Origin of the sequence: Actinomadura vinacea (assembly GCF_039532545.1) — a bacterium.
Taxonomy (GTDB): domain Bacteria; phylum Actinomycetota; class Actinomycetes; order Streptosporangiales; family Streptosporangiaceae; genus Spirillospora; species Spirillospora vinacea.
Genome location: NZ_BAAARW010000020.1, coordinates 783652 through 806910 on the forward strand (window position 1 = coordinate 783652; position 23259 = coordinate 806910).

Genomic DNA, 23259 nt, shown 5'->3' on the forward strand with positions numbered 1-23259 from the left:
TCAGAGCAGCCGGCGCGCCCGCGCGCGGCGCGCCCGCCACCGGATCAGCCGCCCGATCGGGCCGCGGCGGTGCCGTCCCACGACGACCGGGGCCGGGTGTGCGCGCGGACGGGACGCGCGTTGGCGGCTCGCGCGCATCCGCCGCAGCCCCTCGGCGAACTCGCCCGGATCGCCGCCCACGTCCGGGTGGTGCGTCCGCACCCAGGCGCGGAACACCGCCCGCTCATCCGCCGTCATCATGCGCGCCGCCCGACCGCCGCGTCGTCGATGTCGGCGATCAGCACGTTCACCGGGAGGCCGTCGGCCAGCGGCAGCACGGCACGGCGGACCGCCTCGGCGACGTCCGCCAGCGCGCGCCCGGGCCGCACGACCACGCCCACCTCGATCTCGCCGTCCCGCACGGCGACCCCGGTGTACGGCGGGCCGGGACGGTAGGTCACCACCCAGCCGCGCGGCCCGGCGGTCAGGCCCGCCACGTCCGGCAGCTCCCGCACGGCCGCGCCGATCAGCTCCGCCCGCCGCGCCCGCGTCGGCCGCCCCCGCGTCGGCGGCGCCGCGGCGCCGGCGGCGGTGGGCGCCGTCTCGGTCCTCATCGCACGCGCGGTTCGGACGGAGGGGCTTCCTCCTCCTCGCCGGGCACGTGGATGTCGGCCACGTCGATGTTGACCTCGACGACATCGAGCCCGCACATGTGCTCGATCCCGTTGATCACGTTCTCCCGCACCGCCGCGGACAGATCCGGGATGGACACCCCGTAGTCCACGATCAGCGACAGGTCGACCGCGGCCTGCCGCTCGCCGACCTGCACGGAGACGCCCTGCGTCATGCTCTGCCGGCCCATCCCGCCGGGCAGCCGCTCCTTGACCGACCCGAAGGTGCGCATCATCCCGGCGCCCATGTCGTACACGCCGCCGACCTCGCGCGCCGCCATCCCCGCGATCTTCGCCACCACGGTGTCGGCGATCTTGGTACGGCCGTACTCGCTGGTCAGCTCGCTCGCGGTCCGGCCGGCCGGCTTCTCCAGTCGCGCGCCCTCCCGCTCCGCCTTCGGCTCGGCACCCGGACGCGGCGCCTGGCTCGGCAGCGTCCCCGTGTCCGGGCGGTCCTTTGCGGTCCGCACGTCTTTCTCACTCACGACCCCATCCCCCCTGATGAGTCGGTGATGTGCAGGTTCATGCTCACCATGCGCGCCGCAAAACCACCCGCGGTGACAATAAGCAGGTCAACCGGGCTCTGTGCCCCCTGCGGCGGGACCGTGGCGCTATGCGGAGACCGGGTAGAAGCGGACCTCGGGACGTCCCACCTGCCCGTAGCTCGGCCGGCGCTGCGCCAGCCCGTTGTCGGCCAGGTACTCCAGATAGCGGCGCGCCGTCACCCGCGACACCCCGGTCAGCGACGCCGCCGACGCGGCCGACAGCCCGTCCGCGGCCTCGGTCAGCGCCTCGGTGATCGCCTCCAGCGTCGCGCCGCTCATCCCCTTCGGCAGCGACCGCTGGTCGGAGGTGCGCAGCGCGGCCAGGATCCCGTCCACATCGGCCTGCCCGCTGGCCTCGCCGGGACGCTCCGCGCGCTGCCGGAACCGGGCGTACCCCTCCAGCTTGTCGCGGAGCGAGGCGAACGTGAACGGCTTGAGCAGGTACTGCACCACCCCGACCGACACCGCCGTGCGGACCACCGTCAGATCGCGCGCCGAGGTCACCGCGATCACGTCCACCGCCAGGCCGCCCGCGCGCAGCGCCCGGCACACCTTCAACCCGTGCGTGTCCGGCAGGTAGAAGTCGAGCAGGACGACGTCCACCGGCTCGCGCTCGCAGAACCGCAGCGCGTCCGCGCCCGAGTGCACCACCCCGGCCACCGTGAAGCCCGCGACCCGCTCCACGTACTGCCGGTGCGCCTCGGCGGCGACCAGGTCGTCCTCGACCACCAACACCCTGATCACGAAGTGCCCGCCTCCCGCGCCGCGCCCGCGCCCGCGTCCCCGCCGGCGGCCACCGGGTGCCGCATCGGCAGGCGGACCCGCACCACCGCGCCGGCGGCGCGCTCGACCTCGATCCGGCCGCCGTAGCGCCGCACCGCCTGCCCGACCAGCGCCAGGCCCAGCCCGCGCGGCCCGGCGGGGCCCTCGGGGGCCTTGGTCGTCCAGCCGCGCCGGAACATCTCCTCCGCCGCCTCCTGGTCCATGCCGGGCCCGTTGTCGCGCACCTCCATGACCAGGTCGTCCTCTTCCGTGCGGGCCGACACCCGCACCCGCGGCGGGACGTCGGCCGCGCGGCCGTCCGGCGGGCCCTCGATCACCGCGTCCACCGCGTTGTCGATCAGGTTGCCCAGGATGGTGACCAGGTCGCGGGGCTCGATCGCGCCCTCGGTGGTCTCGATCGTGGTGTCCTCGGCCACCTCCAGCTCCACCCCGCGCTCGGCGGCCTCGGTCGACTTGCCGAGCAGCAGCGCCGCCAGCACCGGCTCCCGCACCGCGCCCACCACCCGGTCGGTGAGCCGCTGCGCGGTGCGCAGCTCCGCGGTGGCGAACTCCACCGCCTGCGCGGGACGGCCGATCTCGACCAGCGACACCACGGTGTGCAGCCGGTTGGCGGCCTCGTGCGCCTGCGAGCGCAGCGACTCGGCGAACCCCCGGACGGTGTCCAGCTCCCCCATCAGCGCCTGCAGCTCGGTGTGGTCGCGCAGGGTCACCACGTTGCCCATGGCCCGGTCGCGGGACCGCACCGGGGCGGTGTTGACGACCAGCACCCGGGTGTCGCCGACATGGATCTCGTCGGACCGCGGCTCGGCCGAGTTCATCGCGCCGACCAGCTCCGCCGGCAGCCCGAGCCCGTCGGCGGGCTCGCCCGTCGGATCGCGTTCCAGGTCCAGCAGGTCGCGGGCGGCGTCGTTGCACAGCACGACCCGGCCGTCGCGGTCGAGGAGGACGAGCCCCTCCCGGACGGCGTGCAGGATCGCCTCGTAGTAGTCGAACATGCCGCGCAGCACGGCCGGGGCCACGCCGCGCGTCTGCCGCCGCAGCCGGGCGGACACCAGCCAGCTGCCCGCGATCCCGGCCGCCAGCACCCCGGCCGCCACCGCCGCCAGCGGCAGCGCGCGGTCCTGCAGCTCGGCGGAGATCGCCCGGATGGTGATCCCGACCGCGACCAGCGCCACCACCCGGTGCGCATCGTCGAACACCGGGGTCACGGTGCGGACCGACGGCCCCAGCGTGCCGGTGTAGGTCTCGGAGAACGTCCGCCCGGCCAGCGCCGGCGCCGTGTTCCCGACGAAGGTCTTGCCGATCTTGTCCGGGGTGGGGTGGGTGTAGCGGACGCCGGACGTGCTCATGATCGTGATGAAGTCCACCCGGGTGTCGCGGCGCACCCGCTCGGCGTACGGCTGCAGCGCCCTGCTGGGGTCGGGCCGCGCCAGCGCCGACCGCACGCTCGGCGCGTCCGCCAGCGTGAGCGCCACCACGGTCACGGTCTGCCGGGCCCGGTCGACGGCGGCGCGCTCGGAGTCCAGGTACGCCAGCACCGCGCCGGCGACCACCAGCAGCCCGACGATCACGGCCTGCAGCGCCAGCAGCTGCCGTGCGAGGCTCCAGCCCCTGCCCGACACCTCACCCACCTCTGCACTCGACACCAGGTCACGGCACCGATCGGTCCGGCCGTGGCCGGAACGTCAAGCGTCGTGAACGAAATGTACACAAACGTGACCGCAATCACAGACCCCCGCATAGTCGCATGCAGATCCGCTTGACCGAACGCGATCCCACCCTCACGTACCGACGATCATGAGCGGGCCACCCCCGCTCCCGACAGCCGAGGAGGCGACCGTGGCGTCACAGTCCGCCACCCCATCCCCAGGCCGGGCCGACCAGGACCGCCCGCAACGCCGTGAACGTGTGCACTACCTGTACATCGCGGTGATCGTCGCGGTGCTGCTCGGCGTGCTCGTCGGCTTCATCGCCCCGGATCTGGCCAAGGAGCTCAAACCGCTCGGCACCGGATTCGTGAACCTGATCAAGATGATGATCTCGCCGATCATCTTTTGCACCATCGTACTCGGCATCGGCTCGGTGACCCGGGCCGCCAAGGTCGGCAAGGTCGGCCTGATCGCCCTCTCGTACTTCCTGGTGATGTCGACCTTCGCGCTGGCCATCGGGCTGGCGGTCGGCAACATGCTGGAGCCGGGCACCGGCTTGCACCTCGACCCCGCGGGCACCGCCGAGGCCAAGGAGGCGGCCAAGGGCGGCGAGGGCACCACCGACTTCCTGCTCGGCATCATCCCCACCACGCTGGTGTCCGCGCTGACCGAGGGCGAGGTGCTGCAGACCCTGCTGGTCGCGCTGCTGGCCGGGTTCGCGCTGCAGCAGCTCGGCCCGAAGGGCGAGCCGATCCGGTTCGCGGTCGAGATGGCGCAGCGCTGGGTCTTCAAGATCCTTTCGATGATCATGTGGGCGGCGCCGGTCGGCGCGTTCGGCGCGATCGCCGCCGTGGTCGGCGAGACCGGCTGGGAGGCGCTGCGCAGCCTGGCCGTGATCATGCTTGGCTTCTACATCACCTGCGCGCTGTTCGTGTTCGGGGTGCTGGGCACGGTGCTGTGGGCCGGCGCCCAGATCAACATCCTGTCGCTGCTGCGCTACCTGGGCCGCGAGTTCCTGCTGATCCTGTCCACGTCCTCCTCGGAGACCGCGCTGCCCCGGCTGATCGCCAAGATGGAGCACCTGGGCGTCAGCAAGCCGGTGGTCGGCATCACCGTGCCCACCGGGTACTCCTTCAACCTGGACGGCACCGCGATCTACCTGACCATGGCCACGCTGTTCATCGCCGAGGCGCAGGACCAGCCGCTGCCGCTGGGATCGCAGATCGCGCTGCTGTTCTTCATGATCATCGCGTCCAAGGGCGCGGCCGGGGTCAGCGGCGCCGGGCTGGCCACCCTGGCCGGCGGGCTCCAGTCGCACAAGCCCGAACTGGTCGACGGCGTCGGCTTCATCGTGGGCATCGACCGGTTCATGTCCGAGGCCCGGGCGCTGACCAACTTCGCAGGGAACGCGGTCGCGACCGTCCTGGTCGGCAAGTGGACCGGTGAGTTCGACTCCGCCCGCGCCCAACGGGTGCTCGCCGGCGACGACCCGTTCAACGAGGCCACCATGGTCGACGACATCCCCGCCTCCTCCGGCCCGCGGCTCGAGAAGTCCCCCGTCGGCGCTTCGGTCACCCGCACGGACGGGATCCCCCAGCCCGACGGGTTGGCGGAACCGGCGGTCGCGGACGGGAAACGCTCTCCCTAGAACACCCCCCAGAACCGCCGCCCCCGGCTGGGGCTCGAGCTCCCACGTGCCCGAGCCGGGGGCAGGGCGGAACCCCCGTCCCCCCGAACCCCCGCCCCCGATCCCCCCAGATCCGATGGCCCTGCGTCCCGCCGGTCCGCCGCCCCGTAGCCCCCTTGCTCAGGCGGACGCGCGCACCGGACGCAGGGCCATCGGCACGGGATCGTCCATGTGGAAGCGCAGCACCACGATCAGGTGCTCCATCTCCATCGCGGTGCGGTAGCGCTGCACCGGGCCGTTCGCGAGATCGGCGTGGATCCGGGCGGGCACCGCGCCCTCGTCGCACGTCACGTGGACCCGGACCCGGGGCCTGGACGCGCTGCCGGTGAACCGGATCCGCGCCTCCCGCACCCCCTGGATCAGCCGGACGTCCCGCAGCAGCTCGCCCACCGCGACGTCGGCCAGGTTCCGGGTCTGGAAGTCCAGCGCGGGACGCCGCAGCCGCACCAGCGCCTGCACCTGCACCCCCGCCCACACCAGCCCGCCGAACGCGACGCCCTCGCACACGGCCCCCGCCACCGGCCAGAACCACTGCTGCCCCGCCGCGAACCGCGACATGGCCGGACGCAGCACGGGATCGGCCGCGAACCCGGCGCCCAGCACCCCGCACCCCGCCAGCAGCGCGCCCAGCCCGGCGGCCAGCAGCACCGTCCCGATCACCGCGGTCCCGACCCGCATGTCAGTCCTTCCGCCACTTCAACCGGACGTGCACGCGCCGCGGGTCGAGCAGGTCGATCTCCGCGAGCCGCGACGCCACCGCACCCCGGACCAGCTCGTCCAGGTTGGCCGGGTTGCGGTAGTAGGTAGCGGCCCGGACCGACACGCGGCGCCGGAACCGGCCGCCGCGCACCCGCGCCCGGGCCCGGACGATCCCGGGCACCGCCAGCGCCGCCGCGGCCAGCGACCGCTGCAGCTCCCGGCGCCCGATCACGGCGGCCATCAGCGGGTCGGCGGCGCGCAGCGGCAGCGTCCGCGGACGGCGCCGCGGCAGCAGCGCGAGCAGGACCAGCCCGCCGAGCCCGGCCACGGCGGCGGCCGCGCCGCGCACCGGCGCGTCCCGCCAGGCCGACTCGCGCAGCCAGGCCGACCAGCGGTCGGCCGGCACCAGCCCGGCCGGCTCGCCGACCAGGGCGGTCACCACTTCGAGCGTCCCGATGAAGCCGGCCGCCAGCAGCAGCGGCGCGGCGACCAGGCCGGTCACCTGGACCGAGCGGAACTCGCGCGCGGCCAGCCGCCGCGCCCGGCGCCGTTCCCGCCGCCGGGCCCGCGCGCCGCCGGACGTCCCGGATACGAGCGTGTCGCCCATCACCACCCCCGAGGTGCGTTCACCACTGGTCACCCATGGTGGGGGAAGATCACGCTGAGTGAAACCCGGCAGGCCGGGGCGGCCTCAGCTCAGCGGAAGACGACGGTGCGGTCGCCGTTCGGCAGGACGCGGTGCTCGGCGTGCCAGCGCACCGCGCGGGCCAGGGCCAGGCACTCCATGTCGCGGCCGACCGCCATCAGGTCCTCCGGGCTGTGGGTGTGGTCGACCCGGGCGACCTCCTGCTCGATGATCGGGCCCTCGTCCAGGTCGGCGGTGACGTAGTGCGCGGTGGCGCCGATCAGCTTGACGCCGCGCGCGTGCGCCTGGTGGTACGGGCGGGCGCCCTTGAAGCCCGGCAGGAACGAATGGTGGATGTTGATGATCCGTCCCGGCAGCTTGCCGCAGAAGTCGTCGGAGAGGATCTGCATGTAGCGGGCCAGCACCACCAGGTCGGCCCGGTAGTGGTTGACGAGCGTGCGGACCTCGGCCTCCTGCGCGGCCCTGCCGCCCTCGGCCACCGGCAGGTGGTGGTAGTCGATCCCGTACGACTGGGTGAGCGGGCGCAGGTCGGGGTGGTTGGAGACGACCGCGACGACGTCGATGTCGAGCAGCCCGGACCGCTGCCGGTAGAGCAGGTCGTTCAGGCAGTGGCCGGCCCTGGACACCATGATCAGCACGCGTTCGCGGCGGGCGGTGTCGGTCAGGCTCCAGTCCAGGCCAAGGTCGGGCACCAGCGCGGCGAACGCGCCGCGCAGCTCGTCGGGGTCGGTGCCGGGCGGCGCGGCGAACTGCACCCGCATGAAGAACCGCCCGCTGTCCCCGGCCCCGCGGTCGCTGTACTGCTGGCTCTCGAGGATGTTGCAGCCGCGCTCGGCCAGCAGGCCGGACACCGCCGCGACGATGCCGGGACGGTCCGGGCAGGAGAGCGTCAGTACATATTCGGACACGACGTCACTTTCGCTGAGAGGGAGTCATTCGAGCTTACGCGGCGGGCGTGATCGGAATGGCGACCGCCCGCTGATCCGCGGTTCCTACCAGCGGGTAGTTTCAGTAGGGCGACCCGGGTTAGATTCGCTCGCATGAGGCGACTCCTTGCCGTTCTCTTGACCCTCACATTGCTCGCGACCGCATGCAGCGGGGGCAAGGAGGGCGACCGGGGAAAGGGCCGGGAGAGCGGGAAGGGCAGGCCGGCCGCGACCGAGCGGCCGCCCTCGGAGGTCGGCGGGATCCCGACGGCGGCCGGCACTCACAAGCAGAAGCTGGACGTGGGAACCTTCGGCCACCGCGAGTACCTGCTGCACGTCCCGCCCAAGCTGGCCGCGGGCGCCTGGCGCGGCGGCAGGCCTGACGATCCGCCGCCGCTCGTGCTGGCGCTGCACGGCGGGCTGGCCAACATGCGGCAGATGCGCACGCTGACCGGGTACGACGCCATCGCCGACGACAAGGGCTTCCTGGTCGCCTACCCCGACGGGTTCATGACCACCTGGAACGCGGGCGACTGCTGCGGCCCGGCCAAGGTCGGCAAGATCGACGACGTCGGCTTCCTGAGCAGGCTGATCGACAAGCTGACCGGCGCCGGGCTGGCCGACCCCCGCCGGGTGTACGTGACCGGCTTCTCCAACGGCGCCGGGATGGCCTACCGGATGGCGTGCGAGCGGCCGGGCAAGGTGGCCGGGATCGGGGTGGTCGAGGGCGCGCTGGTGACGCCGTGCGAGCCGGACCGGCCGGTCTCGGCGATGATCGTGCACGGCACCGCGGACCGCAGCGTCCCGTTCGGCGGCGGCGGCCGCCGCGACTTCAACGACGGCCGCCCGTTCCCGCCCGTCTCGGACGCCGTGGACTTCTGGCGCAAGGCCGGCGGGCTGCCCGAGCCGAAACGGCCGCTGCGCGGGCTGGGCGACGGCGCCGCGTGCGCCGGGACGGGCAAGGGCGGGCGCGGGGCCGAGGTGGCCTTCTGCAAGATCGAGGGCGGCACGCACCGCTGGCCTGCCGGGGCGAGCCGGATGCTGTGGACGTTCTTCGCCGACCATCCGCGACCGCGGTGACCTCCACCCCGACGGAAACATGAGAGTTATTCATCTTCCGTGTTCTGTGGCAGTCTTGTCCCTATGAACCTCAGGGCGACCGCATGAACCTCCGGGAACGCTACGACACCGCCACCGCGGGGCTTGAGGCTCCGTTCGCGGCCGTCGACATGGCCGCGTTCCGCGCCAACGCCGCCGGCCTCGTCCGCCGCGCCGCCGGGAAACCCATCCGGGTGGCCAGCAAGTCGGTGCGCTGCCGGGCCCTCCTGGACGAGGTCCTGGCGATGGACGGCTTCGCCGGGATCATGGCGTTCACCCTGCCCGAGGCGCTCTGGCTGGCCCGGCACGGCACCTCCGACGACATCCTGGTGGCCTACCCGACCACCGACCGCACCGCCATCGCCGAACTGGCCGCCGACGAGCGCGCCGCCGCCGCCGTCACCCTCATGGTCGACTGCACCGAGCACCTCGACCTGATCGAGGAGAGCGCGGGCGGGCGGCCGGTCCGCGTCTGCGTCGACATCGACGCCTCGTACCGGCCGCTGGGCGGGCGGCTGCGGTTCGGCGCGCGCCGCTCCCCGCTGCGCACCCCGGCCGACGTGCGCGCCCTGACCGAGCACATCCTCAAGCGGACCGGCCTGCGCCTGGTCGGGCTCATGGCCTACGAGTCGCAGATCGCCGGCGTCGGCGACCGCCCGCCCGGCAAGCCCGCGCTGGCCAAGGCGATCGGCACGATGCAGCGCCGGTCCCGGCTGGAGCTGGCGGTGCGCCGGGCCGAGATCGTGCGGGCCGTGCGGGAACTGGCCGACCTGGAGTTCGTCAACGGCGGCGGCACCGGCAGCGTCGAGAAGACCGCGCGGGAACGTGCCATCACCGAGATCGCCGCCGGGTCCGGCCTCTACCAGCCGCACCTGTTCGACAACTACTCCAACTTCACCGGGCGGCCCGCGGGCCTGTTCGCGCTGCCGGTCGTCCGCCGTCCCGGCCCCGGCGTCGTCACCTGCCTCGGCGGCGGCTACCTCGCCTCCGGCCCCGCCGACAAGCTGCGGCTCCCCCAGCCCTACCTGCCGACCGGGCTGGCCTACGACTCCGACGAGGGCGCCGGCGAGGTGCAGACCCCGCTGCTGGGCGCCACCGCCGACCTGCTGCGGATCGGCGACCGGGTGTGGTTCCGCCACACCAAGGCCGGGGAGCTGTGCGAACGGTTCGACGCCCTGCACCTGCTGGACGGCGAGCGGCTCGTCCGCACCGTCCCCACCTATCGCGGCGAGGGCGCCGCATTTCTTTGACCCGGACGGACCCCGAGCGGCTACGTTGGCCGGTATGACCAACGCACCACTGATCAGCGTTCGCGGCGAGGCGGTCCTGGAGGTCGAGCCGGAGATCGCCCGGCTGTCGGTGCACGTACAGACGCAGGAGCGCGACCGGCGTACGGCGCTGGACCGGCTGGTGGAGCGGAACCAGCGCTGCCTGGAACTGATCAAGTCGTACGGGGACGCGATCGAGAAGCTGGAGACCGGCGGGCTGTCGATCAGCCCGCAGCTGAAGTACCGCCGCAAGGAAGGCGACATCCGCGCCTACCAGGGCACGGTCTGGATCCGGCTGGTGGTCGTCGACTTCGCCGCGCTCGGCGAGCTGGTGACCCGGCTCGGCGATCTCGAGCGCACCTACGTGCACGGCCCCGACTGGGGGCTGCGCCGCGACAGCGAGGTCTACAAGCGGGCGGCGCGGCAGGCGGCCGGCGAGGCGGTCGAGCGGGCCCGCAGCTACGCCGAGGCGCTGGGCGCCCGCCTCACCGGCCTGGTCGAGCTGGCCGACGAAGGGCTGACCAGCGACACCCGCGCCACCGCCCAGCCGATGGCCGTGATGGCCGGCTACGGCGCCGCGCCGCGCGGCGGGGCCGACGAACCGCAGGCGATCGACCTGGAGCCCGCCACGCAGATCGTCCGCGCCGCCGTCGAGGCCCGCTTCACCGCCACACCTCCAGACCTGGAGCAGGAGGTGTCCTAGGCGGCGCAACCGGGACGCCTCGCGGGGGGTTTCCGGCAGAACGCCGCGACGGAGCAGAGAGGTTGGGATGACAGCAGCGGAACAGGAGAGATCACCGGTACCGGGGGCGCCGGGGCTGGCCGAACCGGGGCGGCCGCCGGAGCCGTCCTTGCAGGACCCTTGCAGCGAGCGCGGCCCGGCCGGGGAACTGCTGCACAGGCACCAGCATCCGGACACCGCCGCGCGCCCGCTGGACGTGTTCCTGTCCGGACAGGTCTTCATGGACATGATCTTCACCGGGCTGCCCGGGCTGCCCCCGCCCGGCACCGAGCTGGTCACCGACGGGCTCGGCTCGGCCCCCGGCGGCATCGCCAACATCGCCGTCGCGATGAGCCGGCTCGGGCTGCGCACCGGCCTGGCCGCCGCCTTCGGCGACGACATGTTCGGCGCCTACCTGTGGCGCACCCTGTCCGAGCAGGAGAACGTCGACCTGCGCTGGGCACGCCGGGTCGCCGGGTGGTCCACCCCGGTGACGGTGTCGATGGCCTACGCCGCCGACCGCAGCATGGTCACCTACGCCCGGCCGCTGCCCCCTGGTGACCTGGTCGCCTCCCCGCCGCACGCCGCGACCTGCGTCGTCGAGATCGACAAACCGGTGCCGGACTGGGCGCTGGCGCTGCGCGCGACCGGCTCGCTGGTCTTCGCCGACGCGGGCTGGGACCCGACCGAGACCTGGTCCACCGACGTGCTCGACCGGCTGGCGCAGGTGGACGTGTTCCTGCCCAACGCCGTCGAGGCGATGGCCTACACCCGCACCCGCACCCCCGAGGACGCCCTCGCCGCGCTCGCCGACCGCGTCCCCGTCGTGGTGGTCAAGCAGGGCGGGCGCGGCGCGATCGCGATCGACTCCGGCACCGGCGAGCGCGCCGCCGCGCCCGCGCTGCCCGTCGCCGCGCTCGACCCGACCGGCGCGGGCGACGTGTTCGCCGCCGGTTTCGTGTTCGGCACCCTGGCCGGATGGCCGCTGGAGAACCGGCTGCGGTTCGCCAACCTGTGCGCCGGGCTGTCGGTGCGCCACCACAGCGGCTCGCTCGGCGCGCCGTGCTGGGGCGAGATCGCCGCGTTCGGCGAGAGCGGCGAGGTGCCGGCCGAGGTGCTGGAGCAGTACGCCTTCGTCGTCCCCTACATCCCCGAGGCCGAGCTGGAGAGCGGCGCCGACTCGGTCACCCGGGCCGAGCCGACGCTGCGGCACAGCGCGTTCTGAACGCCCGGGAGCCGCGGCGCGTACCTCAGGACGTGGGAGGAACCGACTGCGGGGAGTACAGGATCGGCCTCGGCGTCTACGCCATCGGGAAACTGACCGGGGATGAGGCCGCCGAGCTGCGCGAGCACCTGGCCGGATGCGGCATGTGCCGGGCGGAGCTGGACGAGCTGAGCACGGTGGCCGACATCCTCACCGCCACGATGGCCCCCTCGGCCACGGCCCAGGCCCGGACGGCGCGAGGCGCCGGCCGCCGCGCTCGCACGCGGCCCGCCGGCGCCTCGTCCAGGCTGCTCAACGGCGCCTGCGCCGCCTCCAGACCACCAGGGCGGTGACCGCGACCGCCGCGCCGACCCCGGCCAGTACCAGCCGCGGGTCCACCCCGCCGCGCCCGCCTTCCGCGTCGTCCGGGTCGTCCGCGCGGTGCTTGCCGCCCCCGTCGGACGACCGCGGGACCATCGCGCCGACCGCCTTGGCGACCTGGCCCGCCTCGTCCTTCAGCCGCTCGGCGCCGCGCTGCGCCACGTTCCGCGGGCTGACCCGCTCGGCCAGCTCGTCGATCGTCTGCGCGAGCTCAAGGCGGGTGCGCTCGATCCGCCGTTCCAGCGCGTCCGGGTCGCGGGACCTGTCAGCCATGCCTGTTCCTTCTCGTCCGAGCCTCAGCCACGCATGATCCGAACAGTGTCGCAGGTCTTCCGGCGAAACGCCCGTCGCATCCCAGCCGGTACGGTGGAGCCGTCCATCCACAGAAAGGCGGTACCGGTGTCCGATCGGTTGGAGCCCGGCGACGTCGCACCCGAGTTCGAGCTGCTCGACGCGGACGGCGCCCAGGTCAGCCTGGCGTCGCTGCGCGGCAGGCGGGTGATCCTCTACTTCTACCCGGCGGCGATGACGCCCGGCTGCACCAAGGAGTCGGTCGACTTCCAGAGCAACCTGGCCGAGTTGGAAGCCGCGGGCGTCACCGTCGTGGGCGTCTCCCCGGACGAGCCCGGCAAGCTCGCCAAGTTCCGGGAGAAGGAGGGCCTGACCTTCCCGCTGCTCTCCGACCCCGACGCCAAGGTGCTGCAGGTCTACGGCGCGTACGGCGAGAAGAAGCTGTACGGCAGGGTCGTGGTGGGCGTGATCCGGTCGACCTTCATCATCGACGCCGAGGGCAAGGTCGAGAAGGCCTACTACAACGTGAAGGCCACCGGCCACGTCGACAGGCTGCGCCGCGACCTCGGGCTCTAGCCACTGGGAGCGCTGGCACTGGGATTGTGCGGACGGGGGGACTCGAACCCCCACGGTGTCTCCACCAACAGGACCTAAACCTGTCGCGTATGCCGAATTTCGCCACGTCCGCCCGATGCCGTGGACTCCGCCCCGGTCATTCTTGAAGGCGAGCACAGCTTAGCGCTCCCGTCACACCGCGGGACATCCCTTTCTCCGTCCGTATCGCCGGGCCAGGGCCGTCCGTAAGGGCAAAATCTCAGTTGGTGAGAATCGCCCTCGGCAAGGGGTGTCCCGCGGCCTACGCTTGACAGGTCCCGCCCGTCCGCGTCGAGCGCTCCCCCGCACGCGGCGAGCGACGCAGCCGACCGCCGACGCAGGTGGGGTCATCGTGAGCAGCGCACCCTTCACCCATCGCGTCCTCCCCTACGACGGGATGGACGACTACCTGGCCGGTGCCGTCCCCTTCCTGCGCGCCGGCGTCGAGGCCGGCGACCGGGTGCTCGCCGTGACCCCGCTGGCCTCCCGGATGCTGCTGCGCGACGCCCTCGGCACGGACACGGCGGCCGAGATCGGCTTCACCGACTCCGCCGGTTGGTTCGCCCACCCGTCCCGCACCCTGTCCGACTGCCTCTGCGAGGCCGACGCGCCGGCCTGGAACGGCCGCCGGCTGCGGCTGCTGGCCGAGCCCGCGTGGGCCGCGCGCCGCCCGCTGGAGGTACTGGAATGGCAGCGGGTCGAGGCGCTGGTCAACATCGCGTTCACCGGCACCGGCGCCGCGATCCTGTGCGCGTACGCGCGGACGCTCCCGCCGGGCGTGATCGCGGCGTCCCGCCGCACCCACCCCGAGATCGTCAAGGGCGGCGCCGCGCTGGCCAACCCCCTCTACACCGACCCCTGGGCCTACAGCACGCAATGCGACAGCGCGCCGCTGCCCGCCCCGCCGCCCGGCGCCGAGACGCTGCCGCTCGACCTCCCGGACCTGTACTGGCTGCGGCAGTACGTCGCCGACTTCGCCCGGCGCACCCCGCTCCCCCATGACGACCTGCAGCGGCTCCTGGTCGCGGTGACCGAGATCGTCACCAACGCGACCCGGCACGGCAGGCCCCCGATCGTACTGACGATGTGGGCCGACCCCGAAGACCGCTCGCTGGTCTGCCAGGTCGCCGACGGAGGCCGGTGGCCGCCCGGCGCCGACCTCGGCCTGATCCCGCCCCGTCCCGGAGGGCCCGGCCGGTTCGGGCTGTGGGCGGTCCGCCTGCTCTGCTCCGGTGTTCAGATCCGTACCGGCGACCGCGGCACCACGGTGCGGCTGCGGCTCCGCCTACCCGACCCCGCCGACGGCGCCGCACCCGCCGCGACGGCGACCACGGTCAACACAGCGTGAGGGACTCCATGCGTTGGGCTTCCAAACCCGTCGAACCGGCGTACGCTGAACCAGACCCAGCCGACCCCGATGGGCAGGCCATGGAAACCACCTGGTTCGCCAAGCGCCCCGTCAGCGACGTCCGCCCCGGTGACCATGCCTGGCTGGCCTACTCCGGCGCCGAGGAGCGCGACCGCGTCATCGGCGCCTTCATCAGGGAAGGGCTCGACAACAACGAGAAGGTCGTCTACGTGACCGACACCCCGGCGGAGGGCCTGCCCGGGATGCGCGCGCGGACCTCGCCGGACCTGGACGCGTTCGTCGAGTCGCGGCAGCTGCGGGTGATCCCGCGCGAGCAGGCGTGCCTGGACGCCGGCGGCCGGTTCGTCCCGGAGAAGATGCTGGAGACGCTCGCGCACGAGGCCGGGCAGACCTTCGGCCAGGGCTTCCGCGCGGTGCGGCTCACCACCGACCACACCTGGGTGATGAACGCTCCCGGCCGCGCGGACCTGGCCGAGATGCTGGGCTGCGAGCACCGCTTCGGCGACACCGTCTCGCCCAGCACCATGGCGATGGCCATCTGCCAGGTCGCGCGGCGGGCCTGCCGGGACGACGAGCTCGCCGCGCTGCGCGACACCCACGAGGTGCTGGTGGAGATCAATCCCGAATACGACGACGGAATCCTCAAGATCGTGCGCACCTTCGACCCCCACGGCCTGCGCGTCGAGGGCGAGCTCGACGACGTCCGGCACGCCGCGTTCGCCGACCGGCTCGGCGCGCTGGTCCGGTCCCACCACCGGATCCACCTCGACCTGTCCCGGCTGGGCTTCATCGACCTCGGCGGGCTGCGCCTGCTCGCGCGGCACGCCGCCGCGCGGGGCGGCGACCGGACGCTCGTGCTGGACGACCTGGCGCCCGCCGTCGAGAACATCATCGAGGCGGTCGGCTGGCACCGGCTGCCCGGGATCGTCCCCGGCCGCCGCCGCGGCCGTCCGGAGCACGCCGGCGGACGGGCCCGAGGGACGCGAGGGGAAGGGCGGTGCCGGTGACGCTGGAGCACAGGGCGTTCCTGTACGACGGCATCGAGCGGTTCCTCACGGTCGCCGTCCCGTACCTGCGCGAGGGCGTGGAGGCCGAAGAGGCCGTCGTCGTGGTGCTCCGCGAACCGGGCCTGAGCGCGCTGCGCGACGTGCTCGCCCCCTTCGCCGGGCAGATCGACTTCTACCCGTCCGACGCCTTCTACCTGCATCCGGTCCGCACGCTGAAGAGCTACCAGGAACTGCTCGCCGCCAAGGCGCCGCGTGCGATCCGGGCGCTGGCCGAGCCGGTCTGGCAGGGCCGGACGCCCCGCGAGACCCTCGAATGGGCGCGCTACGAGTCGCTCGTCAACGTGGTGTTCAAGGACGCCGATGCCCGCGCGATGTGCCCGTACGACCTCGCCGCCCTGCCGCCCGCCGTCATCGACCACGCCCGCCGCACCCACCCCCTGCTCGCGTGGGACGCCGGCACCGCCGGCAGCCGCGACTACGTCGACCCGGCCGACTTCGGCGCGGAATGCGACCGGGCCCGCCGCTTCGGCGACCGCCGCGGCGCCGCGTACTTCGCCGTCGCCTCCGACGACCTGCATGCCCTGCGCGCCTTCGTCGGCGGGCGGGCGAGCGCGCACGGCCTCGACGACCCGGCCGCGCGGAACCTCGTCACCGCCGTGAACGAGGTGGCCGCCAACGCGCTGCGGCACGGCTCGCCGCCGGTCGGCGCGTGGATCTGGTCCGACGGGCCCGAACTGCTGTGCGAGATCGGCGACAACGGCCTGTGGCGCCCAGGGCCGCACACCGGGTTCATCCCGCCCGAGTCCGCCCTGGAGCGCGGCTTCGGGCTGTGGACGGTCCGGCTGCTGGTCGACCTGATGGAGCTGCGCACGGGCTGGGACGGCACCTTCGTCCGCCTCCACGTCCGCCGATGACCCGTCCCGGCCGTCCGGGCGCGTCCACATCCGGCCGCGGCGGCCACCCCGTGAAAGTCTCACATGGCGAGGAAACATGGTGTTCCGGGCGCCGCACGGCCGCCGGGGCGCGCCGTAGCCTTGGACGTACGGCGAAACAGGAACCCACGACGGCGCCGCAGGCGGGATGGGAGGCGTCATGGAGACCCTCTGGTCCGTGCGCAGACCGGTCCGCGAGCTGCGGCCGGGCGACCACGGCTGGCTGGCGTACGCGGGCGAGGCCGAGCGGCGCCACGTCACCGGCGCCTACGTCCGCGCCGGGCTGGCCGCCGGGGAGGCCGTCGTCTACATCGCCGGCACCGCCCCGATCACCGTTCCGGGGCTGCCGCCCGAGCCCGTCCCGGACGGGCTGCTGCGCGTGGTCGCCCTCGACCGCGCGCCCGCCGCCGGACGGCACGGCCCGACGGCCTTCCCGGACGTCCTGCTCGACACCCTCACCGGCGAGATCGCCCGCGCCGAGGAGCGGGGCCGCCGCGGGGTCCGGATCGCCGCCGACCTGACCTGGACGCTGCGCCTGCCCGACGGCCTGGAGACGCTGCTGCGCTGCGAGCGCGACATCGATCTGGTGATCGGGCCGAGCACCCGCGCGATCGCCGTCTGCCAGTTCGACCGGTCCCGCTGCGCCCCGGCGGAACTGGACGCCCTCGGCGCCGCGCACGGCGTCGCGGTCGATCCCGACCCGGAATTCGAGGACTCCGTGCTCCGTGTCGTGCGTACGTTCAAGCCCCCGGGCCTCGCCTTCAGCGGTGAGCTGGACGCGTCCCGGCACGCCGTGCTCGTCCAGGCGCTGGCGACGGTCATGACGAGCGCGGGCGACCAGGAGGTGCACCTCGACCTGGGCGGGCTCGGCTTCATCGATCTGGGCGCGCTCAACATCCTCGCCCAGACGGCCGGGCACCCGGACAACCGGGCCGCGCTGGTGCTCGACCGCCTGTCGCCGCAGCTGCGGACCGTCATGGAGACGGTCGGCTGGCACATGCTGCCCGGCCTGCGCCTGGGCTCCTGACCGCTCCGCCCCCGCTCAGGGGCGGCCAGGAGCCGGCGTGGCGCTCGGCTCGGGCGGCCGGGCGCTGCTCTGGGGTACACCTGGAGGAGCGGACGGCGCCGGTCCCGATGGCTGCGGCTTGCGGTACGGCGGCCGCGCGGTGACGGGCGGCTCGTCTTCCGGTACCCGCGACGGTGCCCCAGGCCGCGTCGACATCGGCGCGGGCGTGCTCGGTGTGGGCGTGCTCGGCGCGGTCGTGCCGGGCGGCGGGCCCATCGGCCCCGGCGCCGGCGCACGTTCCTCCCCCGGCCACAGGAACACCAGCGCCACCGCGACGGCGGTCGCCGCGAGCACCGGCACCGCCCACTTGAACAGCCTGCGCCACGCCGTACCCGGCCGCGCGGGCCGCCCGGGGCCGGGATTCTGGAGCCGGTGCAGCAGGGCCGGATCGGGATGGATGCCGTCCGCGGCGCGCCGGTAATGCTCGCGCACCAGGGTCTCGAGCTCATCGTTCATGCGCCCGGCCCTCCTCCCTCTCCCCGTCTCGCGTGCGCGCGTCGACGTGCCGGCGCAAGGTGGCCATCGCGCGCGAGGTGTGGCTCTTGACCGTGCCCCGCGAGATCCGCAGGGCGTCGGCGATCTCCTGCTCGTTCAGGTCGCACCAGTACCGCAGCACGACCACCGCGCGCTGCTTCACCGGCAGCGCCCGCAGCACCTCGTCGAGGCCGCCTTCGAGCCCGGTGAACGTCCCGGCGGACGTCCCGGCCAGCCGTTCCAGGTCGGCGGGCGACCCGGCCGGGACGTCCCGCCGCCGGGCCCGCCGCCGGTTCTCGTCGATGGCCAGGTTGACCAGCACCTTGCGCGCGTACGCCTCGGGCTCCCCGGCCGCGACCCGCTTCCAGCGCCGCGCGACGCGCTCGTAGGTCACCTGGAGCAGGTCCTCCGCGAGGTGCCGGTCGTACACCAGGAACATCGCGGTGCGCAGGAGACGGCCCGCGGTGGAGGCCACGAACTCCTCGAACGTGATCTCCCCACCGCGGACCTCCTCCGCGTTCACCGTCAACAGATCGCACCTACCTCGGGGACCGGGACGCCGTCGGCGGCGCCGTGGGCCCCGGCTCCGGCGGGGTCACCGACGGCACCGGGACCCCAGGAGCCCGCGACGGCTCGGGCGGCCTGGTCTCCGCCGGCGTGGACGGCTCCGCGCACGGCGGCACAGGCGTCGCCGTCGGCGGTTTGGACGGCTCCGGGCGCGGCGGAACCGGCCTTGCCGTAGGCGGCTTGGGCTCCCCCGGCTGGGCGGGCCTCGCCGTAGGCGGCTTGGGCACCTCCGGACGCGGCGCCCCAGGCCTCGCCGTAGGCGGCTTGGGCACCTCCGGACGCGGCGCCCCAGGCCTCGTCGCAGGCGGCGGGACGGGGGTCGGACGGCCCGGGGGATCGACCACCCGTCCCCCGGGGGCGGGCACGCCCGGGTTCGAGCAGGGGGCCGGCGTGACGATGTCGGGCCGCGCGCCGGACTGGGCCGCGATCCGGCGGGTCTGCGCCGAATCGTCGCCGGACGCGGCGGCCAGCAACAGCCCGGCGGCCACCACACCGGCGCCGCCGATACCGGTCACCGCGGCCACCAGCCGGCGGCGCGGACGCTTGTCGATCATGTCGCTCCTCGGGGGGGACGTTTCCGTTCACCCCCTTCAACCCCCGCCGCCGTCCCCGCGGTTGTCACGCCCGCGGACTTTCTCGCGGGGACGCCGGAGCGGCGGGCGTCAGAGCGTGCGGGCGGTGGCCAGCGCGTCGGGCAGCAGCGCGGCCAGCGCGCGGAACGCCCGGCCGCGATGGCTGATCGCGTCCTTCTCCGCCGCCGTCAGCTCGGCGTTGGTGCGGGTGTCGTCCTCCGGCACGAAGATCGGGTCGTAGCCGAAGCCGCCCGCGCCGCGCGGCGCGCGGATCACGTGCCCGCGCATGCGGCCCTCGACGACGTGCTCGGCGCCGCCCGGCACCACCAGCGCGGCGGCGCACACGAAGTGCGCGCCGCGGTGCTCGTCGCCGACATCGGCGAGCTGGTCGAGGACGAGGTCGAGATTGGCGCGGTCCTTGTCCGGGGCGGCCGAACCGAACCGGCCCGACCAGCGGGCCGACAGCACGCCGGGCATGCCGTTCAGGGCGTCCACGCACAGCCCGGAGTCGTCGGCGACGGCGGGCAGCCCGGTGCAGGCGGCGATCGCGCGGGCCTTCAGCAGCGCGTTGCCCTCGAAGGTCAGCTCGGTCTCGGGGACCTCGGGCGCGTCCGGGAACGCCGCCAGCCCGGTGACCTCGACGCCCAGGCCGTTGAGGATGCGCTCCAGCTCGGCGATCTTGGCGTTGTTGCGGGAGGCGAGAACGATCGTGGTCACCGGCCGAGGACCTCGTTCTGCAGCCGGGTCAGCTCGGCGCAGCCGCCGGCCGCCAGGTCGAGCAGCGCGTCCAGCTCGGCGCGGTCGAACGGGGCGCCCTCGGCGGTGCCCTGGACCTCGACGAAGCGGCCGTCGCCGGTGCACACGACGTTCATGTCGGTGCCGGCGGCCACGTCCTCCTCGTAGCACAGGTCGAGCCGCGGCTGCCCGTCGACCACGCCGACGCTGACCGCGGCGACCGAGGCGATGAGCGGATCGCCCTTGCACAGCCCGCGCTCGCGCATCCACCCGACCGCGTCGGCCAGCGCGACGTACGCGCCGGTGATCGCGGCGGTGCGGGTGCCGCCGTCGGCCTGGAGCACGTCGCAGTCGAGCTGGACGGTGTTCTCGCCGAGCGCCTTGAAGTCGAGGCAGGCCCGGATGGACCGGCCGACCAGCCGGGAGATCTCCTGGGTGCGGCCGCCCAGCCGGCCCTTGACCGACTCGCGGTCGGTGCGGGTGTTGGTGGCGCGGGGCAGCATCGCGTACTCCGCGGTGACCCATCCGAGCCCGCTGTCGCGCCGCCAGCGCGGCACCGAGTCCTGCACCGAGGCGGCGCACAGCACCCGGGTGCCGCCGAACTCCACCAGCACCGAGCCCTCGGCGTGGTCGAGCCATCCGCGCTGGAAGCGGACGGGCCTGAGCTGGTCGATTGCGCGATCATCTGGACGGGCCATGGCCTCCACCCTAGCCTCCCGGCGGCACCGTCCAGCACCGCTTTCCGCGGCGCCGCGGCCCGTCCGGGCGGCCGCCGAAAGCGGGTTGATCTCACTTTCTGCGGCTATGAATGACGGAGAGTCATGGCGGGGGGCGTTTCTGATGAAGAGGTACATCGCCGAGGGGGCCGGCACGGCGCTGCTGGTGTTCCTGGCCGTGGGCAGCGCCGTCTTCGGGCTGGCGCAGATCGGCGCGCTCGGGGTGGCGCTGGCGTTCGGGCTGGTGCTGGCGGCGCTGGCGTACGCGATCGGCCCGGTGTCGGGAGCGCACGTGAACCCCGCGACCACGGTGGGGATGCTGGTCGCCCGGCGGATCACGGCGACCGAGGCCGGGGTCTACATCGTCGCGCAGGTCGTCGGCGGGATCGTCGGGATGGCCCTGATCCGGCTGGTCGCGGCGGTGGGCGGGGCGACGATGCAGGTGAACGGGGCCAACAGCTACGGGGAGAAGATCAACGCGGCCGGGGCGTTCCTGCTGGAGACGATCATGACGTTCACGCTGGTGCTGGTCATGCTGATGGTGACCCGCCGCAACGACGTCTACGGCTTCGACGGGCTGGCGGTCGGCCTCACCCTGAGCCTGGTGAGCCTGCTGGGGATCCCGCTGACCGGCGCGTCGGTCAACCCGGCCCGGTCGATCGGACCGGCCCTGTTCGGCGGGGCCACGACGATGGCGCAGCTGTGGCTGTTCATCATCGCGCCGCTGCTCGGCGGCGCGCTGGCGGCGCTGGCCGAGCCGTTCATGCGGACCTTCCCCGATCGGACGCCCAACGAGCCGTCCCCGGACCTCGACGGGCGGCCGCCCGAACGCCCCGGAACGGGGGCGTGACCGCGGTCAGAGCTGGTACGTGAGTCCCACGTGCGCGAGCTCGATGTCGCCGCCGAACCCGCTGGCCTTGGCCTCCATGAGCGAGCGCTGCGCATCGTTCCACGGCACCAGATGGGTCAGGACGAGCCGGTCGACATCGGCGCGGGCGGCGTGCTCGCCCGCCTCCCGGGCGGTCAGATGCAGGTCGTTGGGCAGATCCGGCTGGGTCAGGAACGACGCCTCGCACAGGAACAGGTCCGCGCCCCGGGCCAGCTCGACCAGCTCGGACGAGGGCCCGGTGTCACCGGAGTAGGCCACGGCCCGGCCGCCGTACTCGATCCGGAACGCGAACGCCTCCACCGGATGCGGCATCAGCGCCGTCGTCACCTGGAAGGGCCCGATCTCGTACGGGCCGCGGCGCAGCGTATGGAAGTCGAAGGTGCCCGACATGCCCGGGTCGGGCTCCAGGTCGTAGGCCAGCGCCATCCGCCGCGGGGTGTCGGACGGGCCGTGCACCGGGATCCGGGGCAGCGGACCGGCCGGGCGGTACGTGCGCGCCACCCAGTACCCGCACAGGTCGAGGCAGTGATCGGCGTGCAGGTGGGACAGGCAGACCGCGTCGATCTCGTACAGCGGCTGGTAGCGCTGCAGCACGCCCAGTGCCCCGTTGCCGAGGTCGAGCACGAGGGAGAAGCCCTCGGCCTGGATCAGATAGCAGGACGCGGGGCTCTCCGGCCCCGGGAAGCTGCCGGAGCAGCCGATCACAGTGACCCGCACGCTCTCCTCCTCTTTGGTCCCCGAGGAATCAGGTGGTCAGAGCCTTACTCTCGGCGGCCTCCACCAGACCGATCTCCGGCCCCAGGAAACGGCGGCCGAGCGCGGCGAACACGGCGGGGTCGCCGGTCACCCGGAAGCGGTGCGCGGGCGGCGGCAGCGCCTCCGCGCGGGCCAGCCCCTCGTCGTGCAGCACGCGATAGACGTCCTTGGCTGTTTCGTCGGCACTCGAGACCAGTGTGACTCCGTCGCCGACCACATACGAGATCACGCCGGTTAGCAATGGGTAGTGCGTGCAGCCGAGGATGAGGGTGTCGCAGTCCGCCTCGACGATCGGGGCGAGGTATTCGCCGGCGTGCTCGATCAGCTCGTCGCTCATCGTGACGCCGGACTCGACGTACTCCACGAAGCGCGGGCACGCGGCGCTGACCAGCTCGATGTGCGGGGCGGCGGCGAAGGCGTCCTCGTAGGCCCGGCTGGTCACCGTGGCGCGGGTGGCGATCAGCCCCACGCGGCCGTTGCGGGTGGCGCGGGCGGCCCGCCGGGTGGCCGGGTGGATCACCTCCACCACCGGGACGTCGTAGCGCTCGCGGGCGTCCCGCAGCATCGCCGAGCTGGCGCTGTTGCACGCGATCACGAGCATTTTGACGCCCTGGGCGACCAGCTCGTCCAGCATCTCCAGCGCGTACGCCCGGACCTGGGCGATCGGCCGCGGCCCGTACGGCTGGCGGGCCGAGTCACCGAGGTAGACGACCGGTTCGTGCGGCAGCTGGTCGAGGATCGCGCGGGCCACCGTGAGCCCCCCGAACCCGCTGTCGAAGATCCCGATCGGGGCCTCGGCCAGACCGGCTCGCGCCGGAGAGTCTGGGAGGTCGCCCTCCCAGAAAGAATCTGACATGGTCCACAAGGCTAGGCGAGATACCGCCGTACAGGCGCGTCATGCGTCGTACATCACACGGTCACACAGCCGAAACCGGCACCGATCGGTCGTGTCTGTGGCCGATCCCACGTTCACCGGTCACGGCCTTATCAAGAGCGGGTCAGCACAAGGTCACGCGCGCGCCACCCGGAGATCG

28 protein-coding genes and 1 tRNA gene are annotated in these 23259 nt (G+C 73.7%); 12 read left to right on the plus strand and 17 right to left on the minus strand.

Annotation, left to right across the window (positions count from 1 at the left end; all coding sequences use genetic code 11):
• The 5 genes from ABD340_RS28100 to ABD340_RS28120 all read right to left on the minus strand — a co-directional run bounded on the left by ABD340_RS28100 (window position 1) and on the right by ABD340_RS28120 (window position 3624).
• Window positions 1-240, minus strand: a complete 240-nt coding sequence (locus ABD340_RS28100) for a hypothetical protein (protein WP_344592918.1) — start codon at window positions 238-240, stop codon at window positions 1-3.
• The gene (locus tag ABD340_RS28105; protein ID WP_344592919.1) at window positions 237-593 is read right to left on the minus strand and encodes an Asp23/Gls24 family envelope stress response protein; all 357 of its coding nucleotides are present in this window, start codon (window positions 591-593) and stop codon (window positions 237-239) included. Before ABD340_RS28105 ends, ABD340_RS28100 begins: the two co-directional genes overlap by 4 nt.
• On the minus strand, window positions 590-1135 hold the full coding sequence (locus ABD340_RS28110; protein ID WP_344592920.1) for an Asp23/Gls24 family envelope stress response protein: 546 nt from the start codon (window positions 1133-1135) through the stop codon (window positions 590-592). The genes ABD340_RS28105 and ABD340_RS28110 overlap by 4 nt, the downstream gene beginning before the upstream one ends.
• A 126-nt stretch (window positions 1136-1261) precedes the next feature.
• Window positions 1262-1939 (minus strand): response regulator, encoded by a 678-nt coding sequence (locus tag ABD340_RS28115; protein ID WP_344592921.1) that lies wholly within the window; start codon window positions 1937-1939, stop codon window positions 1262-1264.
• Window positions 1936-3624 carry a sensor histidine kinase gene (locus tag ABD340_RS28120; protein WP_344592923.1) on the minus strand — a complete coding sequence of 563 codons (1689 nt, stop codon included), beginning with the start codon at window positions 3622-3624 and terminating at the stop codon, window positions 1936-1938. Before ABD340_RS28120 ends, ABD340_RS28115 begins: the two co-directional genes overlap by 4 nt.
• A 193-nt stretch (window positions 3625-3817) precedes the next feature.
• On the opposite strand from ABD340_RS28120, the gene ABD340_RS28125 reads away from it, so the two are divergent.
• On the plus strand, window positions 3818-5275 hold the full coding sequence (locus tag ABD340_RS28125) for a cation:dicarboxylate symporter family transporter (protein ID WP_344592925.1): 1458 nt from the start codon (window positions 3818-3820) through the stop codon (window positions 5273-5275).
• A 159-nt stretch (window positions 5276-5434) separates the two neighbouring features.
• Here the strand turns inward: ABD340_RS28125 and ABD340_RS28130 are convergent, their stop codons facing one another.
• The 3 genes from ABD340_RS28130 to purU are packed head-to-tail and all read right to left on the minus strand — an operon-like array spanning window position 5435 to window position 7567.
• Window positions 5435-5992 carry a hypothetical protein gene (locus ABD340_RS28130; protein ID WP_344592926.1) on the minus strand — a complete coding sequence of 186 codons (558 nt, stop codon included), beginning with the start codon at window positions 5990-5992 and terminating at the stop codon, window positions 5435-5437.
• 1 nt (window position 5993) lies between these two features.
• On the minus strand, window positions 5994-6653 hold the full coding sequence (locus ABD340_RS28135) for a DUF6286 domain-containing protein (RefSeq protein WP_344592929.1): 660 nt from the start codon (window positions 6651-6653) through the stop codon (window positions 5994-5996).
• A gap of 56 nt (window positions 6654-6709) precedes the next feature.
• Entirely contained in the window at window positions 6710-7567 is an 858-nt protein-coding gene (gene purU, locus ABD340_RS28140; RefSeq protein WP_344592930.1) for a formyltetrahydrofolate deformylase, read from the minus strand.
• A 132-nt stretch (window positions 7568-7699) separates the two neighbouring features.
• Here purU and ABD340_RS28145 point away from each other — a divergent pair, with 132 nt between their 5' ends.
• The 5 genes from ABD340_RS28145 (at window position 7700) to ABD340_RS28165 (ending at window position 12229) form a co-directional block, all read left to right on the plus strand.
• On the plus strand, window positions 7700-8665 hold the full coding sequence (locus tag ABD340_RS28145) for a CE1 family esterase (protein WP_344592931.1): 966 nt from the start codon (window positions 7700-7702) through the stop codon (window positions 8663-8665).
• A gap of 83 nt (window positions 8666-8748) precedes the next feature.
• On the plus strand, window positions 8749-9933 hold the full coding sequence (locus ABD340_RS28150) for an amino acid deaminase/aldolase (protein ID WP_344592932.1): 1185 nt from the start codon (window positions 8749-8751) through the stop codon (window positions 9931-9933).
• Window positions 9934-9967: 34 nt separating this feature from the next.
• Window positions 9968-10654, plus strand: coding sequence for an SIMPL domain-containing protein (locus tag ABD340_RS28155; protein WP_344592934.1), 687 nt, complete (start codon window positions 9968-9970; stop codon window positions 10652-10654).
• A gap of 67 nt (window positions 10655-10721) precedes the next feature.
• Window positions 10722-11897 carry a PfkB family carbohydrate kinase gene (locus ABD340_RS28160; RefSeq protein WP_344592935.1) on the plus strand — a complete coding sequence of 392 codons (1176 nt, stop codon included), beginning with the start codon at window positions 10722-10724 and terminating at the stop codon, window positions 11895-11897.
• A gap of 32 nt (window positions 11898-11929) precedes the next feature.
• Window positions 11930-12229, plus strand: coding sequence for an anti-sigma factor family protein (locus ABD340_RS28165; protein WP_344592936.1), 300 nt, complete (start codon window positions 11930-11932; stop codon window positions 12227-12229).
• Here ABD340_RS28165 and ABD340_RS28170 read toward each other — a convergent pair.
• Window positions 12189-12530 carry a DUF3618 domain-containing protein gene (locus tag ABD340_RS28170; protein ID WP_344592937.1) on the minus strand — a complete coding sequence of 114 codons (342 nt, stop codon included), beginning with the start codon at window positions 12528-12530 and terminating at the stop codon, window positions 12189-12191. The two genes, ABD340_RS28165 and ABD340_RS28170, sit on opposite strands and share 41 nt — an antisense overlap.
• 126 nt (window positions 12531-12656) lie before the next feature.
• Between ABD340_RS28170 and bcp the strand changes: the two genes are divergently transcribed.
• Window positions 12657-13124 carry a thioredoxin-dependent thiol peroxidase gene (gene bcp, locus ABD340_RS28175; protein WP_344592938.1) on the plus strand — a complete coding sequence of 156 codons (468 nt, stop codon included), beginning with the start codon at window positions 12657-12659 and terminating at the stop codon, window positions 13122-13124.
• 27 nt (window positions 13125-13151) lie between these two features.
• Here bcp and ABD340_RS28180 read toward each other — a convergent pair.
• Window positions 13152-13236, minus strand: a tRNA-Leu gene (locus tag ABD340_RS28180).
• A gap of 258 nt (window positions 13237-13494) precedes the next feature.
• Here ABD340_RS28180 and ABD340_RS28185 point away from each other — a divergent pair.
• From ABD340_RS28185 to ABD340_RS28200, 4 genes are all read left to right on the plus strand, one after another.
• A complete protein-coding gene (locus ABD340_RS28185) occupies window positions 13495-14490 on the plus strand; it encodes an anti-sigma factor RsbA family regulatory protein (RefSeq protein WP_344592939.1) in 996 nt (331 codons plus the stop codon).
• Window positions 14491-14570: 80 nt separating this feature from the next.
• Window positions 14571-15518 carry an MEDS domain-containing protein gene (locus tag ABD340_RS28190; RefSeq protein ID WP_344592941.1) on the plus strand — a complete coding sequence of 316 codons (948 nt, stop codon included), beginning with the start codon at window positions 14571-14573 and terminating at the stop codon, window positions 15516-15518.
• Entirely contained in the window at window positions 15509-16432 is a 924-nt protein-coding gene (locus ABD340_RS28195; protein WP_344592943.1) for an anti-sigma factor RsbA family regulatory protein, read from the plus strand. Before ABD340_RS28190 ends, ABD340_RS28195 begins: the two co-directional genes overlap by 10 nt.
• A 178-nt stretch (window positions 16433-16610) precedes the next feature.
• Window positions 16611-17477, plus strand: a complete 867-nt coding sequence (locus tag ABD340_RS28200) for an MEDS domain-containing protein (RefSeq protein ID WP_344592945.1) — start codon at window positions 16611-16613, stop codon at window positions 17475-17477.
• Between the two features lie 15 nt (window positions 17478-17492).
• On the opposite strand, the gene ABD340_RS28205 is transcribed toward ABD340_RS28200, so the two are convergent.
• The 5 genes from ABD340_RS28205 to rph all read right to left on the minus strand — a co-directional run bounded on the left by ABD340_RS28205 (window position 17493) and on the right by rph (window position 20562).
• The gene (locus ABD340_RS28205; RefSeq protein WP_344592947.1) at window positions 17493-17972 is read right to left on the minus strand and encodes a hypothetical protein; all 480 of its coding nucleotides are present in this window, start codon (window positions 17970-17972) and stop codon (window positions 17493-17495) included.
• Complete coding sequence (locus tag ABD340_RS28210; protein ID WP_344593257.1) at window positions 17962-18513, minus strand: SigE family RNA polymerase sigma factor; 552 nt, start codon at window positions 18511-18513, stop codon at window positions 17962-17964. The genes ABD340_RS28205 and ABD340_RS28210 overlap by 11 nt, the downstream gene beginning before the upstream one ends.
• A gap of 16 nt (window positions 18514-18529) precedes the next feature.
• On the minus strand, window positions 18530-19111 hold the full coding sequence (locus ABD340_RS28215; protein ID WP_344592949.1) for a hypothetical protein: 582 nt from the start codon (window positions 19109-19111) through the stop codon (window positions 18530-18532).
• Window positions 19112-19219: 108 nt separating this feature from the next.
• Window positions 19220-19846 carry an RdgB/HAM1 family non-canonical purine NTP pyrophosphatase gene (gene rdgB, locus ABD340_RS28220; RefSeq protein WP_344592950.1) on the minus strand — a complete coding sequence of 209 codons (627 nt, stop codon included), beginning with the start codon at window positions 19844-19846 and terminating at the stop codon, window positions 19220-19222.
• Complete coding sequence (gene rph / locus ABD340_RS28225) at window positions 19843-20562, minus strand: ribonuclease PH (RefSeq protein WP_344592952.1); 720 nt, start codon at window positions 20560-20562, stop codon at window positions 19843-19845. Before rph ends, rdgB begins: the two co-directional genes overlap by 4 nt.
• A 142-nt stretch (window positions 20563-20704) precedes the next feature.
• Here rph and ABD340_RS28230 point away from each other — a divergent pair, with 142 nt between their 5' ends.
• Window positions 20705-21430, plus strand: a complete 726-nt coding sequence (locus ABD340_RS28230) for an MIP/aquaporin family protein (RefSeq protein WP_344592953.1) — start codon at window positions 20705-20707, stop codon at window positions 21428-21430.
• A gap of 6 nt (window positions 21431-21436) precedes the next feature.
• Here the strand turns inward: ABD340_RS28230 and ABD340_RS28235 are convergent, their stop codons facing one another.
• Entirely contained in the window at window positions 21437-22186 is a 750-nt protein-coding gene (locus ABD340_RS28235) for an MBL fold metallo-hydrolase (protein WP_344592955.1), read from the minus strand.
• Between the two features lie 28 nt (window positions 22187-22214).
• Entirely contained in the window at window positions 22215-23081 is an 867-nt protein-coding gene (gene murI / locus ABD340_RS28240; protein WP_344592956.1) for a glutamate racemase, read from the minus strand.
• Between the last annotated feature and the right edge of the window lie 178 nt (window positions 23082-23259).

Excerpts from the sequence above, each read along its gene's own strand:
- ABD340_RS28100 (WP_344592918.1), bottom strand. The coding sequence starts at position 240 with ATGATGACGGCGGATGAGCGGGCGGTGTTCCGCGCCTGGGTGCGGACG.
- ABD340_RS28105 (WP_344592919.1), bottom strand. The coding sequence starts at position 593 with ATGAGGACCGAGACGGCGCCCACCGCCGCCGGCGCCGCGGCGCCGCCG.
- ABD340_RS28130 (WP_344592926.1), bottom strand. The coding sequence starts at position 5,992 with ATGCGGGTCGGGACCGCGGTGATCGGGACGGTGCTGCTGGCCGCCGGG.
- ABD340_RS28145 (WP_344592931.1), top strand. The coding sequence starts at position 7,700 with ATGAGGCGACTCCTTGCCGTTCTCTTGACCCTCACATTGCTCGCGACC.
- ABD340_RS28150 (WP_344592932.1), top strand. The coding sequence starts at position 8,749 with ATGAACCTCCGGGAACGCTACGACACCGCCACCGCGGGGCTTGAGGCT.
- ABD340_RS28155 (WP_344592934.1), top strand. The coding sequence starts at position 9,968 with ATGACCAACGCACCACTGATCAGCGTTCGCGGCGAGGCGGTCCTGGAG.
- ABD340_RS28160 (WP_344592935.1), top strand. The coding sequence starts at position 10,722 with ATGACAGCAGCGGAACAGGAGAGATCACCGGTACCGGGGGCGCCGGGG.
- ABD340_RS28170 (WP_344592937.1), bottom strand. The coding sequence starts at position 12,530 with ATGGCTGACAGGTCCCGCGACCCGGACGCGCTGGAACGGCGGATCGAG.
- ABD340_RS28190 (WP_344592941.1), top strand. The coding sequence starts at position 14,571 with ATGGAAACCACCTGGTTCGCCAAGCGCCCCGTCAGCGACGTCCGCCCC.
- ABD340_RS28200 (WP_344592945.1), top strand. The coding sequence starts at position 16,611 with ATGGAGACCCTCTGGTCCGTGCGCAGACCGGTCCGCGAGCTGCGGCCG.
- ABD340_RS28205 (WP_344592947.1), bottom strand. The coding sequence starts at position 17,972 with ATGAACGATGAGCTCGAGACCCTGGTGCGCGAGCATTACCGGCGCGCC.
- ABD340_RS28215 (WP_344592949.1), bottom strand. The coding sequence starts at position 19,111 with ATGATCGACAAGCGTCCGCGCCGCCGGCTGGTGGCCGCGGTGACCGGT.
- rph (WP_344592952.1), bottom strand. The coding sequence starts at position 20,562 with ATGGCCCGTCCAGATGATCGCGCAATCGACCAGCTCAGGCCCGTCCGC.
- ABD340_RS28230 (WP_344592953.1), top strand. The coding sequence starts at position 20,705 with ATGAAGAGGTACATCGCCGAGGGGGCCGGCACGGCGCTGCTGGTGTTC.
- murI (WP_344592956.1), bottom strand. The coding sequence starts at position 23,081 with ATGTCAGATTCTTTCTGGGAGGGCGACCTCCCAGACTCTCCGGCGCGA.